At 61.0% G+C, this 15953-nt stretch carries 14 protein-coding genes; 8 read left to right on the top strand and 6 right to left on the bottom strand.

Going from position 1 to position 15953, the window contains the following annotated elements:
* The first annotated feature begins 370 nt into the window (after positions 1-370).
* Complete coding sequence (locus tag VFP86_02895; protein ID HET8998575.1) at positions 371-1030, top strand: ABC transporter permease subunit; 660 nt, start codon at positions 371-373, stop codon at positions 1028-1030.
* A gap of 144 nt (positions 1031-1174) precedes the next feature.
* Here VFP86_02895 and VFP86_02890 read toward each other — a convergent pair whose 3' ends face one another.
* The 6 genes from VFP86_02890 to VFP86_02865 all read right to left on the bottom strand — a co-directional run bounded on the left by VFP86_02890 (position 1175) and on the right by VFP86_02865 (position 7694).
* Positions 1175-2416: a CoA transferase gene (locus VFP86_02890; protein HET8998574.1), complete on the bottom strand. Its 1242-nt coding sequence runs from the start codon at positions 2414-2416 to the stop codon at positions 1175-1177.
* A 146-nt stretch (positions 2417-2562) separates the two neighbouring features.
* On the bottom strand, positions 2563-4230 hold the full coding sequence (locus VFP86_02885) for a thiamine pyrophosphate-binding protein (GenBank protein HET8998573.1): 1668 nt from the start codon (positions 4228-4230) through the stop codon (positions 2563-2565).
* 46 nt (positions 4231-4276) lie between these two features.
* Complete coding sequence (locus VFP86_02880; protein HET8998572.1) at positions 4277-5086, bottom strand: ABC transporter permease; 810 nt, start codon at positions 5084-5086, stop codon at positions 4277-4279.
* Positions 5083-5826, bottom strand: coding sequence for an ABC transporter ATP-binding protein (locus VFP86_02875; protein ID HET8998571.1), 744 nt, complete (start codon positions 5824-5826; stop codon positions 5083-5085). The genes VFP86_02880 and VFP86_02875 overlap by 4 nt, the downstream gene beginning before the upstream one ends.
* Before the next feature lie 93 nt (positions 5827-5919).
* Entirely contained in the window at positions 5920-6978 is a 1059-nt protein-coding gene (locus VFP86_02870; protein HET8998570.1) for an ABC transporter substrate-binding protein, read from the bottom strand.
* Complete coding sequence (locus VFP86_02865; protein ID HET8998569.1) at positions 6975-7694, bottom strand: GntR family transcriptional regulator; 720 nt, start codon at positions 7692-7694, stop codon at positions 6975-6977. The genes VFP86_02870 and VFP86_02865 overlap by 4 nt, the downstream gene beginning before the upstream one ends.
* A gap of 218 nt (positions 7695-7912) precedes the next feature.
* Between VFP86_02865 and VFP86_02860 the strand changes: the two genes are divergently transcribed.
* From VFP86_02860 to VFP86_02830, 7 genes are all read left to right on the top strand, one after another.
* Positions 7913-8932 (top strand): TRAP transporter substrate-binding protein, encoded by a 1020-nt coding sequence (locus tag VFP86_02860; protein HET8998568.1) that lies wholly within the window; start codon positions 7913-7915, stop codon positions 8930-8932.
* An 18-nt stretch (positions 8933-8950) separates the two neighbouring features.
* Positions 8951-9520 (top strand): HD domain-containing protein, encoded by a 570-nt coding sequence (locus tag VFP86_02855; GenBank protein HET8998567.1) that lies wholly within the window; start codon positions 8951-8953, stop codon positions 9518-9520.
* A 69-nt stretch (positions 9521-9589) separates the two neighbouring features.
* On the top strand, positions 9590-11497 hold the full coding sequence (locus VFP86_02850) for a TRAP transporter large permease subunit (GenBank protein HET8998566.1): 1908 nt from the start codon (positions 9590-9592) through the stop codon (positions 11495-11497).
* 150 nt (positions 11498-11647) lie between these two features.
* Complete coding sequence (locus tag VFP86_02845) at positions 11648-12355, top strand: hypothetical protein (GenBank protein HET8998565.1); 708 nt, start codon at positions 11648-11650, stop codon at positions 12353-12355.
* A gap of 225 nt (positions 12356-12580) precedes the next feature.
* Positions 12581-14923, top strand: coding sequence for a tetratricopeptide repeat protein (locus VFP86_02840; protein HET8998564.1), 2343 nt, complete (start codon positions 12581-12583; stop codon positions 14921-14923).
* Positions 14924-15098: 175 nt separating this feature from the next.
* The gene (locus VFP86_02835; GenBank protein HET8998563.1) at positions 15099-15506 is read left to right on the top strand and encodes a cupin domain-containing protein; all 408 of its coding nucleotides are present in this window, start codon (positions 15099-15101) and stop codon (positions 15504-15506) included.
* A 97-nt stretch (positions 15507-15603) separates the two neighbouring features.
* Positions 15604-15953 (top strand): cupin domain-containing protein (locus tag VFP86_02830; protein ID HET8998562.1); only part of this gene is annotated, 350 nt, incomplete at its 3' end.

Genomic DNA, 15953 nt, shown 5'->3' with positions numbered 1-15953 from the left:
TCTTTGCGGCCCTGTCGATTGCCGCCGCGGTTCCGATCGCTCTCTTTATCATCTTCCAGCGCTACTACGTTCGAGGGATTGCCACCACGGGCTTGAGAGGTTAAGGAGGGAGGCGCCCAATCACCAAAACCTCGAGCGGCTCCCGCCCCACAGGGGGATACGCCCACCAAGCCAAAACGATCACTTGTGATCACCGTTGTGGTGGCGCACTTGCAATGGATCTTGCCAGGTTCGCCTATGAAGCCGAGTGAAGGCTCATGACCCCGAACTGACCACAGCGGAGCCAGGATTGAAGACCGGACTGGGCTCTCCAGTGGGAGGAATTCGGAAACTCAAAACGACTCCCCAAGGAAATCGGCCACCACCTGCTTTGCCCGCTCTGCCACCACGGCGGGCGTCGGCCTCAAAGAACAGCGCGACCCTCTGGCAGGACCTCGGGGCCACGATTCTAGTCTTTGGCCTTGGCTACGTGTTCGGTGCCGGGCTTGGGATCGTGCTGGGATTGCTCGTTGGGATCTTTCCGGCCTTGCGGGCTGTCGCTGAGCCGTACATTGCCTTCTTCAACGCCATGCCGAGAATCGTCCTCCTTCCTTTGCTGCTGGTCATCCTCGGATTTGGATACCTCCCGCAGGTCCTGCTCGTCGCCCTGGTCATCATGTTCATCGTGTTGATGAACGTGGCCGCCGGAGTGAGCGAGGTTCGCCGGGATATACTGAACAACGCCCGAATTTTAGGGGCGAATAATCTTGCGTTGATTCGCCACGTCTACCTCCCTTCGGTCGGATTGTGGGTACTCAGTTCCGCTCGCGTGACCGTTGGGTACGCCCTCCAGGCGACGGTGGCGGCGCAGGTCATCGGCGTAGGACGCGGGCTCGGCTTCCGGCTCATCATTGCGCAAACACAGTATCGGGCGGACGAGATGTTTGCCGTCTTCGCAGTTCTGCTGCTTCACGCCGTTATCGTCGACATGGTTCCCGCCGTTGTAGAGAGGCGGGTGAGGCGATGGGTTCCCTCTATTGGGGAGAGTTGACCTCTCCAAGGCGATCGGGGGTCCTAATTGGGTTGTCTTCGAGAACGTCATTCAGATGCGCTACTGGAGCCGCTATCAGGAGTGCCTCGAGGGTTTTGGAAAGTTAGGATACCGGACGCGCGGTCAGGTTCTGAACGCTGGAAGCTAGATCACCTTTTCGGCGCGGAGCGCAGAGAGGTCCTCAGCATCGAGACCAAGGAGCCGTCCATAGATCTCCTCATTGCCTTCGCCCAGCAGGGGCGCAGACGAGATCTCAACCTGTGAATCGGACATCTTGACGGGAAACCCGGGCATCGTGAAGTTCCCGCGCACCGACGGCACGGATACGATTGCACCTGACGCCCGCAGAGACGGATCTTCTGCCAGGTCCTTCGTGTCAAAAATGGCACCGCACGGCACCTCCGCCTCTCCGAGGAGTTTCATCGCGGTAAGCTTGTCGTAGTTCTTCGTCCACTCCGCAATGATGGCATCAACCTCTTCACGGTGCTGATACCTGCTGAGCGAGGTTGCAAAGCGCTCCTCATTGAGCAAATCCTCGCGGCCGATGAGTTTTACCAGTCGCTGCCATTGGACATCGCTCGCACGCGAGGTCATGACGTAGACATAGTCGTTTGCTCCACCGCCTTTGGTTGGGTAAATCTCACTCGGTGCCGTTGTGGCGAGCACACTTTGATTGCCTGCGCGTTTGCAAGGAATTCCCCAAATGGCCTGGGAAGCGAAGGCCATCCGGGCGAAATTCATCACCCCTTCTTGCATCGCAATGGTGATACGCTGTCCGCGCCCGCTAAACTGTCGCTGATACAGGGCGCCGAGAATTCCGATGGCGCACTGAAGCCCGGTGCCGGTGTCTCCGATTGCCGTTCCCGGTCTGATCGGGCGTCCATCGGCCTCGCCCGTAATCGACATCGACCCGCCTGTTGCCTGTGCAATCATGTCGAAGGCCAGGTAATTGGCGTACGTACTCTGGGGTGCGAAGCCCTTGATTTGCGCGTAAATCATGCGCGGGTTGATGGTACGCACAACGTCCCAACCAAAACCGAGCCGCTCGATGACTCCCGGACCGAAGTTTTCTACAAAGATATCCGACTTCTCGATAAGCGAGCGAAGCATTGCGCGGCCTTTCTCGCTCTTCAGATTCAACGTGACGCTGCGCTTGTTGCAATTCAGCATCATGAAATAGTAGGCGTCGGCGAAATTGCGTTCTGCGGCCAGGGTGCGCTCGGGAGCACGGCGCCCCTGTTCACCCCTCGTGGGTTCCTCAACCTTAATGACTTCAGCCCCCAGCCACGCGAGTGTTTCCGTGCATGACGTCCCCGCTTCGAATTGAGTCAGATCGACAACCCGGACGCCCTGCAGCGCCTTTTTTTGCTCAGTGACTTCGGGCATAGATCGCGTCTCCTTTAGAGGGGACATAATCCGAAGCACATCATCCGAGGTTTCCCACTTGGATTCCGCAATCCTTTCATTGGAGGATCCAGGCCCGGTTTTTCGTCCGGCTTGCGCTGAAAATCCAACAGCGTCCCATGACGCACCTAGGTAGCGTAATTGGTGAATTTTGTCGTCTGGGATCGGGCCCGTGAGTCGGTCACAACGTTGACCAGCGCCGTCTGGCCGTTCTTGACCGCCCGACCCGCGCGCTCGAGCGCGGGCCGGATCTCTTCGGGCCTTTCCACGAATTCCGCGTAGCACCCGAGAGCTGCGGCAACCTTATCGAAACGTGTGTATCCGAGGTGACGCCCGATGCGGGCCTTACCGGGGATGCGCTTCTGCCCTTCGGTATCCGCGGTCCATCCTCCGTTCAAGCTAATCACAACGAGAATCGGGAGTTTGTGGCGGACTGCCGTATCCAGCTCCATTCCATTCATGCCGAACGATCCATCGCCGTGCAACACAATGACCTGCTTGTCCGGCTTCGCGGCTTTTGCGCCGACGCCGAACGGCAGCCCGACCCCCATGGTTCCAAAGGGACCCGAATTGAGCCTGTGCCCCGGGATGAACGTCGGCAAGACCTGCCGTCCAAAGTTCAAAATCTCCTGACCGTCAACCGCGAGAATCGCATCCCGATCCATGAAATCCCGAATCTCCTTACAGAGCCGCAGCGCATGGATCGGCACCTGGTCGCTGCTCAAGGTGACTTCCTGCTCGCGCTGTCGCTCCGACTGAATTGTGGCGAGATGCCCGCGCCACGGTTCGTAGCACCCGCGGTCGAACTTCCCTTCGATCTCGGCACAGATCTGACGAAGAACCATCTTGGCGTCTCCGACGATGCCGAGACTCAGACGCCGGCTCTGATTGATTTCGGTTGGATCGATGTCAATACGCACAAACGTCGCCGATTCGGCAAAGCGGGGCGGCTGCCCGTAGCTGATCACATAATTCAGTCGCGTGCCGATCACCAAAACGAGGTCGGCCTCCTTGAACGCGGCACTGCGCGCATGCGGATAAAAGTACACGTGATCCTCCGGTACCACGCCGCGCCCTTGAGGGGTCGTGTAAAATGGGATGCCGGTAGTTTCCACAAAGTGCTGAAGCTCTTCGAATGCCTGCGACCACAGAATCCCGCTGCCCGAGATGACGATGGGTCGCTTCGCCTCACGAAGCAGCGCGATGAGACGCTCAATCGCCGCCGGGGTGGCGACCGGCTTGGCCACATCCCTCGTTGGCGCCGTGGTCGGTTCCACATCCTCGTCGTCGGCTTCCTGAAAGAGGACGTCGCCCGGGAAATCCAAATACACTGGACCCGGCTTCCCCGAGAGGGCGGTACGAAATGCCAGCTCGATATAATCCGGAATGCGTCTCGCCTCGTACACACGTTCCGCCCACTTCGTCACCGGGCGCATGATGGCAACTTGATCGATTTCCTGAAACGCGCCACCCTTCATCAGTTGATCGAGCGGACTGCACCCGCCGAGCGCGACAAGAGGCACGCAGTCGATCAATGCCCCGGCGACACCCGTCACCAAATTTGTCGTGCCCGGACCAGAGCAAGCAATGCAGACGCCCGGGCGCCCCAGCACCCTGGCGTAGGCATGCGCCATCATGGCGGCCGCCTGTTCATGGCGAACGTCGATCATACGAATTCCCTCGGCGTCGCCCGCCGATATTCCCTCATTCATTGGACCCCCGAGGAGGAAGAACGCCGTCCTTACTCCCTCCCGAGCGAGGGCTCTCCCAAAGAGCGTATTGCCGCGGACTTTCATGATTCGACTCCCCATCCACCCTCATACGGCATCTGTGGCTACACGGTCACGCGTATCGCCACGCCTCGAATCGCGCCTCGAAGACCTCGAGCACGCGAATGAGCGCCACCGACAAGATCATGAGCGCTAGGAGCGCTGCGAACGTCCCGGTTGAGTCAAATTGGCTCCCCGTGTACGCCACGAGGTATCCGAGACCCCGGCTCGACGCCCAAATCTCGCCGACGACAGCACCTACCATGGCTTGCGGCAACGACACCCGCAGGCCGAGCAAAATCGAGCTTAAGGCGGCAGGGATGACGATGTAGATGAAGCTCTGTGCGCGATCTGCACCCATGACCTGGACGACATGCAGCAGGCTCCGATCGATCGTTCGCACGCCTGAAAGCGTGTTGTAAAACACCAGGAAGAACACCAGAATTGCGGCCAGCGCGATCTTCGATTTAATGGTGATTCCGAACCACAAGACCAGCAATGGGATGAGCGCCACCTTCGGCAGGCTGTAGAGACCCGTGATGATCGGCTCGGATAGTCGATAAAGAAGACTGGATGTCCCAAGGGCGACGCCGAGAATCATCCCCGCGGTAGCGCCGACCAGAAAGCCCGCCATCGCTTCGAGGAGCGTGATCTCGAAATGATAGAGCAAGAACCCGCTGACCATCCACGACCAGAGCCGCGCTGCGATCGCCGACGGCTTGCTGACGAATAGGGGGTCGATGACATGACCAGACGCCAGCTGCCAGAGTCCGATCAGCCCCGCGATGAGGATCCAGGACCCGAACCCCGCGTATCGGGGGGTGGATGGTCGCCGCCAGATACCAACGGTCGCCCATGCGTCCACGTTCGTGGGGTCCGTCACGACGGCACCTGACGCTGGACGGCGTCCTCCTCCGGGCTCCCTAAGGCCTCCCACAATCGACGATGGAGCGCAGTGAACGCCGGATCGTATCTCAGCGCATAGATGTTCCGAGGTCGCCCGAACGGCACCGGAATCTGCTCGCGCACGCTTCCCGGCCGGCCCGCGAAGACGACGACGCGATCCGCCAGCGCGATGGCCTCGCCGAGATCGTGCGTAACGTAGACTACCGTCTTGCGCCGCTCCTCCCACAGCATCTCGAGGTAGTTTTGGAGGCTCAGTTTCAGCTGCTCATCCAGCGCGCCGAACGGTTCATCCATCAAGAGCGTCTCAGGATCGTAAATGAGCATACGCGCCAGCGCGACTCGTTGCCGCATGCCGCCCGAGAGCTGCGCCGGATAGTGCCGTGAAAATTCTGTCAGACCGACCCGGCGCAGTACACTCTCAATCAGCCTCGGCCGTTCGGATCTTGGCGCGTGACGTATTTGAAGCGGCAGCATCAAATTGCCCCACACGGTTCGCCAGGGCACCAGGTTGTCTCGTTGGGTCATATAGCCGACACACGTGTTGACGCCCGCTACGCGGGCCGCCCCGTACAACACCGCCCCTCGATCGGGCGCCAGCAGACCCGCGATGAGGTTCAGGATCGTGGATTTGCCGCTCCCGGACCGACCTACGATCGCGACGAATTCTCCGCGGCCCACGGAGAACGACGCGTCGACAATGGCGCGATGCGTGGTCACTCGGCGTCCGTGACGTACAGAAAACTCCTTCGTCACGCCCTCGAGCGCAATCAATGAACCCACCGCCGGTCGTGGCATCCCGCGTTCAAGCGATTACCTCGTCTGATGGAGTTCCTGTTGCGCTTTTATGACCCACGAATTGTCGAGCAGATCGTTTGCCGTGATCGAGATCGGCTCGCCCGTGGTGTCTCTTGCGAAATCGATCACGGCCTGCACGTCCTTCCGCTGCAGCACGGGCGTCCGCGGGAATCCGGCCTTCGCCGAATCGAACGAGGCGTCGAACGTCGCCACGTCCATGTTCGCAAACAGCGGTTTGATGACGCCGGCGATCGTGTCCGGTTCCCTTTGCATGAACACGACGGCTTTGACGTACCCGCGGGCCATCCGATCGACAACATCCGGATGCTCCCTGGCGAAACGTTGAGTTGTTGCGAGGACCGCATTCGGGAAGTGAGAAATCTCCGGGAGATCGTTCCCCCCGACGATGTGGAAGAGGAACAGCGCGTTGCCCGACATCACCGCGCGGGTCGATGTGGGCGGTCCATAACAAAACACGTCGATGGCGCCGTTTTGAAGAGCCGCGAGCACCGCAACGTCCGTACCCAGAAAGATCCGCTGCACGTCGCGATTCGGGTCGAGACGGGCGCGCCTCGCGAGCCAGATGATGAGCTGATCGCCCGGACTGCCCTGCCCGCCAAGACCGATTTTGAGGTTCCTCAAAGCCTTGATGCGGTCCCCGATCGGCGATTTCGAAGAAATCCTCGCACGCTGTGCGGCATCGTTGCGAATCACGCAATCGGTTGGATATTGACGGAGTAAGGCGGCGAGAACCCTGACATCGGCGCCTTGCCGCCTCGCGTTGATCGCATCCGACATGGTCGTAGCGGCGAAATCCGCCGATCCCGTCACGAGCGCCTGGGCCGCTTTCGCACCCCCTCCGGTGATGATGTAGTTGACGTCCAGTCCTTCGGCCTCGAAATATTTCATTTCGCGACCGACCAGGATGGGCATCCACACCATTCCGGCGCTCCCCTGAACCAGGTTCACGGGCGTTCCGGCGCCACGGACGTCGCATGTCGTCGCGAACAACATTGCGAGACAGACGGAGAGCACGACGCTCAGCCGGACGCACCCAAGACTTCTCATCGTCATCGAGTCACGGCCCTCTCGGTGACGGCGGTCCCGTCGCTCGATCGAAACGCGGCAGGCGGCGAAGCGGGGAGCACCAGGCGGATGGCATTCTCGCACGCCGCCCGCAAGTGGCGGCGCATGGCCGCCTCGGCCCCGGACGCGTCGCGGTCCCTAATTCGGCCGACGATCTCACGGTGTTCCCGTAGTGTGGCCTCAAGCCGGCCTGGCGTCCGTGGCGACATGGCTCGGATTCGCCGTACCTGATCATCGAGCGTCGCGAGGATACTCACCAAGCGCCCGTTCCGCGTCGATTCAATGATCCGTTTGTGGAGGTGAACATCTGATTCAAAGGTCTCTTTGACGTGGTTCTTCGCCGCGAGGATCGCAGCACGCCGGAGTTCGTCCTCGAGCTTCTCAACGTCGGCGTCCGGCATCGTCTCGGCCGCGATACGCGCCGCGAGGCCCTCCAATTGTTCGCGCACCTGGTAGATTTCCATGATGTCCTGGACGGACGACTCGGCCACGGACGCGCCCCGATTGGGGACCGATCGCACGAGACCCTCGTGTTCGAGGCGCTTCAGCGCCTCCCTGACGGGTGTTCGGCTCAACTGCAGGAGATCCGCCAGTTGATATTCCGAAAGCGGGGCGGCGGCCGCTAAGTCGCCGTCCAAAATCCGGCGACGGATTTCCTCATATGCCCACTGATAACGCGTCTGATCCACTGCGGACTTTCCCATGCCGTTACCACCTCTACCGGGTGCCAGTCGGTAAGAGAATCGGTGCTCCATGCCGCTGCAACGACGCGATCAGCCTCCGCGGAACAATCCCGACCAGGGTGAGCGCGGTCGCCTCTTCCGAATTGACTCGCCAGCTAGAATGTTGTTAGTATACTATTAGTATGGCACGCGGCGGTATCTCAAATCAAGAGGGGTCCGTGTTGGGGGGGATTCTTGTCATGATCCGGTGGGCAGGACGGGTGGGACCGCTGGCTCTCATCCTCTCCATGATACTGGTTGCCCACGGCGGGAATGTGTCGTCGGCGGAATCTAAAGGATACGTCATCCGTTTCGCCATGGCCACAACTCAGGAAGAAGTCACATCACAATCACAGATCGGTTTCAAGAAGGAAGTTGAATCCCTTTCGCACGGCCAAGTCACGGTGGAGCTGTTCTTTGGCGAACGGCTCGGCAGCACGCAGGCGCAGTTCGACCAGGTCAAGGACGGCACCCTTCAGATGGCTCAAGGGGTCACCGACTGGCTTGCCAAGTACTTCGCGCCGATCCAGGTCTTTTCAATGCCGATGATGTTCCCCGACTACGCTGGTGCGCACAAGGCGGTTGATGGGCCGGTGGCCAAAGAGGTCGGCGACGCCCTCCTGAAGCGAGCTGGTTTCCACGTGCTGAACTGGGAAAACATTGGGGGCAAGGCGTACTTCAATAGGAAACACCCCATCAACAGCCTGCAAGACTTCAAGGGGCTTAAAATGAGAGCCATCCCGAGCCCAATCGCTGTTGCCACCGCTCAGGCCTTCGGCGTAGAGCCGGTCACCGTTGACTACAAGGAATGGTACATCGCGATCCAGCAGGGCACAGTGGACGGCGGTGACGCGCCGCTGACATCGATTTATTCAACGAAGCTCTACGAGGCGGCCCCTTACGTCTCTCTCACGAACCATGTCATCGGTCTCAGTCCCACCGTGATCAACGAAGCGTTTTTCTCCAGCCTGCCGAAACAGCTCCAGACCATCATGCTGAATGCAGCCAAGAACGCCGAGAACTCCGAGTGGAGTGCCCTGGGTAAGCATGAGGCCGCCATTACGGATGAAATGGTCAAACGCGGGACAAAGTTCAACTCCCTCTCGTCAGCCGAGAGAGAGGAACTGCGCGCCGCAGCCAAACCAGTGTGGGACCAGTTCAAGCAGAAGCTCGGTCCCGATGCGGCGCGGTGGATTGACCAGTTAAGCACCAACCGGTGACGCGCGTGAGGTGACACGGTGCGGCAGACACAGGCGACCGCGATCGACAGAGAGTCGAGGCAGGAAGAAGTCAGGAAGCTCCTACCGGAGATCGGATTGATCGGAGATCCGCGCTTCCGCGCTGCGGTGCTAGAGATCTGGACTGAGATGTGGGCCCGCAGCCAGCATACCAACGTCGCCGGCGCGCCCTTCTCCCATAAATGTCCGGGCGTGTCGCTGATAGAGCATGTGCGCGCCGTCACGCTCGCAGCGCAGGGCCTGGCAAGTGTTATCACCGCCGTCCACGGGATACAAGTTGACCGCGACCTACTGCTCACGGCTTGCCTGCTCCACGATGTGAGCAAGCTCGTCGAGATTGGTCCTGACGGTCAGCTTACCAGAGAGGGCCGCTTGTTCCCCCATGCCTACCTGGCTGCCGAAGCCGCTAGTAAAGCGGGCCTCTCGGACGAAGTGGTCAGCTTGATCGTAACGCACACCCCGGTTGTCAACATTCGCTCGCCGCGATACGTGGAGGCGTTCATCTTGGAACACGCCGACTTGGCCTCCGCCCACATCCTGATTGAGTCGAAAGCACAGAGCGGCGCGTAGTTAAGCGAGACGGGCGATAGGAAACCCCGTGGTCGTGGCCCGGCAGCGCATCGAACGATGGCGCGGTCGATGACCTCAGTAATCGGGCTGGAGGCTGAGGCCCGAAAATCGTCAGGAGACTCTTTCGATCCGTTCAACCCCTACCCACGACTCTGGCCCGTGTCGGTAGAAAATGCCATTAATCTATTTCTGGCTACCGCGTTGTTTGGGGAGCTGCTCGTTGTCTTTGCCAATATCGTCGCGCGTAGCCTATTTCACTACTCATTCCCGTGGGCGACGGAAGCGTCCCAGATCGCCCTGACAATACTGACCTTCATCGGCGGAGCCGCGGCCTACGGTTCCGGGATGCATCTTTCGATGCGTTTCGTGGTAAACCGGCTGCCTCTCCGATGGCGTGGTCCCCTTGATGACTTCAAGGAATCGGCCGTCCTGGTGACCTCGTTCGCCACCTTGATGCTTTCCCTGCACCTGCTCAAGGAAGGCTGGGACGTGCGCACCCCCATCCTTCAGATCCGTGATACCTGGCTGGCCCTGCCGGTCTCCATCGGCTTCGCCATGATCTGTGGTTACAGCGGCTGTAATCTGATGCGGAGGCGGACACGCTCCACGGTATCCGTCCTGGCGGCGGTGGTGGGGCTCGCCGGCGCCGTCACGGTGGCCAAGGTCTGGTTGGGTCCGGTGCTCTCGAATCAGTCCGTGGCCGGGGTAAGCCTATTCGTGTTTGCCGTCCTCTTATTGGCTGCGGTCCCCATCGCATTCGTGCTGCTCGCGAGTCCAATTTTCGCGTTGGGCGTGACCGGGCTTGCCTATCCGACCGTGGTCCCGCTCACGATGCGGGACGGTACCAATAACTTCATCCTGCTCGCCATCCCCTTCTTCGTGCTCGCCGGTCTTGTCCTCGCCGAAGGCGGTGCGAGTAGCCGTATCGCTGATCTGGTCGAGAGGCTGGTGGGCCGGATCAGAGGCGGTCTGCTCCAGGTTGTCATCGTGAGTATGTACCTTTTCTCTGGGCTCTCAGGCTCTAAGGCTGCGGACATGGCCGCGGTCGGTGCTCCCCTCACCCCGGTGATGGAAAAGCATGGCCACCGCCGAGAGGAGATCGCGGCGGTACTGGCAGCATCTGCAGTCATGGGAGAGACGATTCCACCGAGCTTAGCCATGATTGTGCTGAGTTCTATTACCACCGTCTCGGTGGCCGCGCTGTTCATCGCCGGCCTGCTCCCCGCGGTCCTGCTCGCCGCGTGTCTCATGGCCACCGCCTACCTGCGGACTCAGGCGGCCGGCAGCCTCGTGAACGAGGGCGGCTGGCAGCGCACCGGGCGGGTGGCGATGCGTGCGACGCCGGCCCTCGTGCTGCCGGCGATACTCGTCATCGGCATAGGCGGTGGAATCGCGACTCCGACTGAAGTCTCCTCCTTCGCGGTGATCTACGGGGTCCTGCTCTCCGGACTCGCGTATCGCATGCCCGACTCCGCCTTCTGGCGGTCGGTCAAGAGTTCGACTAGTCTGGCAGGCCTCATCCTGTTCATCGTCACTGCAGCCAGCGCTTTCTCATGGGTCATCAATGTAGGAGGCCTTCCCGACCGGATCAGCGCATTAGTCCTGTCTCTGTCTGGATATCCTTGGCTGTTCATGGTCGCGTCAATCGCTGCGCTCATCGTGTTGGGCGCGCTCCTTGAGGGCCTGCCGGCGCTCCTGATCTTTGCCCCTCTGCTCTTGCCCGCTGCGGCGAGACTAGGTATCAGCCCGCTTCAGTATGCTCTTGTACTCATCATCTCGATGGGCATCGGGACCCATCTCCCGCTCATCGGAGTCGGGGTCTACGTCGCTTCCACCATCACGAAAGCCAGCGTTGAAGACATCACTAAACCTCTATTGATCTACCTCTCGGTACTATTGGTCGGCCTTGGGCTACTGGCCGCGCTCCCGCAGTTCAGCCTGGTCCTGCCTCGACTCCTGGGATTGTCGGCAAGATGAAGTGGTCTTTCCTTTCTCGAGACCATGCGCGGGTGCCCCGAAATTCCCGTTTTGTCGGATGGCCAAAATACAGGGCCCCCGATGGCTCCTTCGGTGAGTACCATGGACGCCCGGTATTTGGTCTTACGATGTCAGCCACGGAGAGGTGATATGATTCAGCCCAAGTACAAACAGTATGATCGGGCTTTGATCGAACACTTCCGCATCACCCCCACGACGAATATTTCTGATGCTCTCACCCGGTTAGATTTACAGGCGGTGCGCATGTGGGGGATATTGCCGCTTGTCCGGTTTGCCGAGGGTGCCCCCCACGTGGCAGGGCCTGCGGTCACGGTGCGATTTCTCCCGTGTTTCTATAAGGCGATGTATCAGGAGTCTGAGTACCGATACACGGAAATCGTCGAAGCGGCTCCTCCCGGGTCCGTCGTGGTGGTGGAGGGCGGCGACTTGATGCCGGTGCAGGGAGAGTTGAACGGCATGACCGCTGTGCGCTCCGGCCACGCCGGGAGCGTGGGAGACGGGCCCGTGCGGGACGCGGATGCCCTGCGGAAACTCAATCTCCCGATATTTCATAAGAAATCGCCGGTCGGGGAAATGATGTCCTCCTATGCCGGCGCGCTCTACTGTGCCTCTGCGCATATTCCGATTCAGTGCGGGGGCGCTCTCGTGCGGCCTGGGGACCTGATTGTCGGGGATAACCACGGTGTCGTCGTGATTCCAGAGCAGTTCGTCGAAAAGATGCGTGACTTCACAAAAGAGATTGCCCAGCTGGAAGACGACATGCGGCAGAAAGTCCGATCCGGGATGGCCTGGAAAGAGATCTACCGCGGTGAGCATAGGAAGAAATATTTCGCATGAGACCGGCATGCTAGTCTCAAAGCGATTTGGGCGGGCGAGACGACCTGGATCAGGCTAATGAGATGCGCCTTCGTGCGCCGCGGCGGCGCCGACGTCCGCCGTCGCCTCCGGGGCATCGGATACTGGAGCGAGGCGATCGGCGTAAAGAGCAGGAGTCATTGTGCCGGCCACGAACGGCGTCCGAGCATATAGCGATTGCTAGGATCGACGCGCGAGGGCGTGCCAGTGGCCGAGCTGCAGGGTAACCCCCCGAACAATCTGCCGGTTATCCCGACCGGCTTTGTCGGTCGACAACGTGAGATCGACGAAGTGAAGCGGCTGCTCGGCCGCACCCACCTGCTCACGCTCACGGGTGCGGGGGGATGCGGGAAGACCCGGCTTGCCATTCAGGTCGTCTCCGATTTGCTATCTGAGTACCCCGACGGCATCTGGCTCGTCGATCTCGGTCCCTTGGCCGAGCCAAGCTTCGTTTTGCACGATGTGGCTGCCGCCGTCGGAGCTCCGGAGGACCCGAGCCGCCCGTTGAGTCAGACTCTTGTATCATCCCTCCAAAACAAGTCGCTGCTCCTGGTGCTGGACAACTGCGAGCATCTGGTCTCCGCGTGCGCAGAGCTTGCAGACCTTCTGCTGCGAAGCTGTCCCAAGCTACGCCTTCTCGCCACGAGCCGCGAGCCGCTCAATGTGACTGGGGAGACGGCTTGGCGAGTCCCCTCGCTCTCGTTGCCGCCGTCCGGAGCCGTAGTTCCTCCGGACCGGCTACTCGGCCACGAGGCCGTCCAGTTGTTCGTGGAGCGTGCGCAGGCCGTGCTTTCCGATTTCGCGTTGACGCCCGGGAACGCGCAGGCTGTCGCGCAGATCTGCCGGCAGCTTGACGGGATTCCATTGGCGATCGAGCTGGCGGCGGTCTGTGTCAAGGGGCTGTCGGTCGATGCCATCGCTGCACGCCTGAATGACCGGTTCCACCTCCTGAGGGGCGGCCGCCGGACGGCTCCCGCTCGCCATCAGACGTTAGAAGCATTGATCGAGTGGAGCTATGCCCTCCTGTCTGCAGAGGAGCAGACCCTGCTACGCCGGCTGTCGGTGTTTGCCGGGGGGTGGACACTGGAGGCCGCTGAGGCAGTGTGCAGCGATCCGCATCTCCCGGCAGCAGAGATTCCGGCGTGCATGCTCCGTCTGCTCGACAAGTCACTGGTGGCGTTCGACGAGACAGGTCAGGCGCCTCGATACCGACTTCTTGAAACAGTGCGGCACTATTCGCACCACCAATTGCTTGGCTGCGGCGAGGCGGAGTCGATCCGTGCCCGTCACCTACGGTACTTTCTTCAGCTGTCCGAACAGGCCAGTCCGGCCATCGAGGGCTCCGAAGATATCGAGTGGCTAAATCGGCTTGAAACTGAGCATGACAATTTGAGGGCGGCGCTCGCTTGCTCGAATGCGCACACAGACGACGATGGTCTGCGGCTGGCGAGCGCGCTCATCGGGTTCTGGCAGGTGCGCGGCCACTTCACCGAGGGGCGCGGCTGGTTAGACCGGCTGCTAGCCCGAAGCCGCGAGAAGTCTGCTTTCCGCGCCCGGGCGCTGATCGGTTTGGGGCATCTCTCAACGCTCCAGGGACTGTACACCCAAGCGCGCGCATTTCTCGAAGAGGGCCTCGCCCTTTACCGTGAATGGGATGACCTCACGGGCATCGCGTGGGCGATCAACCATCTGGGCCGAATGGCATCGCATCAAGGCGACCATGATCTCGCCGAGTCTTCATTCACGGAATGCCTGGCGGCGTACGAGAGGCTCGGCAGCACGCGCGGCATCGCCGATGCGCTCGCTCATGTCGGGCACTCGGTGTGGCACAAGGGCGATTACGGACGTGCCCGGACCCTGCTCGACCGAAGCCTGGACCTCGCCCGACAGGCGGACAGCCAACCAGTTCTCATCTTTGCCCTTTGGAGTTTGGGGCTTGTGGCCTTCTCCGAGCGACGCCACGCGGAAGCGCTCGCCTGCTACCGAGATGGGCTGCTTGCGGCCAGACGGCTGGGGGACCGATTTGGCATCGCCTTCCTCCTGGAAGCGTTTGCCGCCCTGGCCGCCGCGCAAGGGGAGTCCTATCGCGGGGCCGTGCTTTTTGGCGCAGCGCAGGCGTTTCGTGAGATTACGAGGTTTCCCCTATCCCCCTCACACCAATCCGACTACGAGCAGTCCACGGCCGCCATCCGCGCGGCCCTGGACCAGGGCTCCTTCGCGACTGCCTGGTCGACAGGCCGGGAGGAGACGACCGAACAGGCGATCGAGTACGCACTCTCGTCTGCGCCACCGCAGCCGCGATCGCCCAAGCTGGGGGACGCTGCGCGGACCGGCCGGCCAGACACGCGCCTCACGGCTCGCGAGCATGAGATTGCAACGCTGATTGCGCTGGGGCTGAGCAATCGCCAGATCGCTGTACGCCTCTACATCGCCCAGAGGACAGCGGATACCCACGTCCAGCATATCTTGAACAAGTTGGGATTTCACGCTAGAACGCAAATTGCCGCCTGGGCCGCCGAGTACCGACTCCGTGCGGCGATGCATGAGTAGTAGCACATAGTCCTGACGGTACCCCAGGAACCGTCTCCTCGCGGCCCGCGTCGGGTCCTGGCAGCAGACCCTCCGCGACAGACCCAAAATACGTATGCTCATACGTTGTTTCGACGATGTCGCCAGCCGCGTCTTCCTGTACGCTCATCGGGACGCTAACCACAGGAGATTGCGCATGAGGCTCTCACGTTGTCACGTCGCACTGTTCGTGGTCGCCGCCCTGGCCGGGGCTGGGTCCGTCATGTCCTACGCCGCCGCTCCCGGTCCGATGGTAGTTGGCATGGCCAAGTTTCCGATCACAGTGAAGGCCGGCGACTACAATCTCATCGCCCAGGTCATTGACCTGCCACCCGGTGCGGTGGTCCCGCGACACACGCACGGCGGACCTGTCGCTGTCCAGGTGATCACCGGTGAAGTCACCTTGACCACTGACAGCGGCTCAACGACCGTCAAAGCCGGCGGGATGTTCACGGAAAATCCGGGCTTGGTTCACTCGGCGGCCAACAAAGGCTCCGTCACCACGCGCGTGGCCGTAGCCTACCTGATACCGAAGGGCGCGGAAGTGACGTCTCTCGTTAAGTAATTGCAGTGACGGCCACAGGGGCGGGCGCCAGGGCGCGCCCTTCTGGCGAGATGGCCTGCTATCAAGCGGACAGACACAGAATGGGGGGGTCGTTGTCATGACAAATACTATGAATGTCAACAGGTTGGAGACAAAGTCACACGATATGCCGGATGAGGTGAGAGCCCCGAACAAAACACGGGTTGAGGTCGTCCGATTTGAGGGCTTCACGATCGGGCGCTTCATCTTCCAGCCCGGGTGGCGGTGGTCGGAGTGCATCAAACCGGTCGTTGGGACTGACAGTTGCCAGGCCACTCATGTTGGGTACGCGGTGTCCGGCCGGGTCACGGTCCGGACGAACGATGGCGCACAGAAGACGATTGCCGCGGGGATGTCGTACACCATCCCACCCGGCCACGACGCGTGGGTCGAGGGAAGTGAGCCCTTCGTCTGCATCGAAATGATGAG

The organism is bacterium (genome assembly GCA_035703895.1).
Classification (GTDB): domain Bacteria; phylum Sysuimicrobiota; class Sysuimicrobiia; order Sysuimicrobiales; family Segetimicrobiaceae; genus Segetimicrobium.
Note: the sequence above shows the minus strand (reverse complement) of the source record. Positions and strands in the feature narration are given on the sequence as shown.

Excerpts from the sequence above, each read along its gene's own strand:
- VFP86_02885 (HET8998573.1), bottom strand. The coding sequence starts at position 4,230 with ATGAAAGTCCGCGGCAATACGCTCTTTGGGAGAGCCCTCGCTCGGGAG.
- VFP86_02845 (HET8998565.1), top strand. The coding sequence starts at position 11,648 with ATGATTCAGCCCAAGTACAAACAGTATGATCGGGCTTTGATCGAACAC.
- VFP86_02835 (HET8998563.1), top strand. The coding sequence starts at position 15,099 with ATGAGGCTCTCACGTTGTCACGTCGCACTGTTCGTGGTCGCCGCCCTG.
- VFP86_02870 (HET8998570.1), bottom strand. The coding sequence starts at position 6,978 with ATGACGATGAGAAGTCTTGGGTGCGTCCGGCTGAGCGTCGTGCTCTCC.
- VFP86_02890 (HET8998574.1), bottom strand. The coding sequence starts at position 2,416 with ATGCCCGAAGTCACTGAGCAAAAAAAGGCGCTGCAGGGCGTCCGGGTT.
- VFP86_02850 (HET8998566.1), top strand. The coding sequence starts at position 9,590 with ATGACCTCAGTAATCGGGCTGGAGGCTGAGGCCCGAAAATCGTCAGGA.
- VFP86_02860 (HET8998568.1), top strand. The coding sequence starts at position 7,913 with ATGATCCGGTGGGCAGGACGGGTGGGACCGCTGGCTCTCATCCTCTCC.
- VFP86_02865 (HET8998569.1), bottom strand. The coding sequence starts at position 7,694 with ATGGGAAAGTCCGCAGTGGATCAGACGCGTTATCAGTGGGCATATGAG.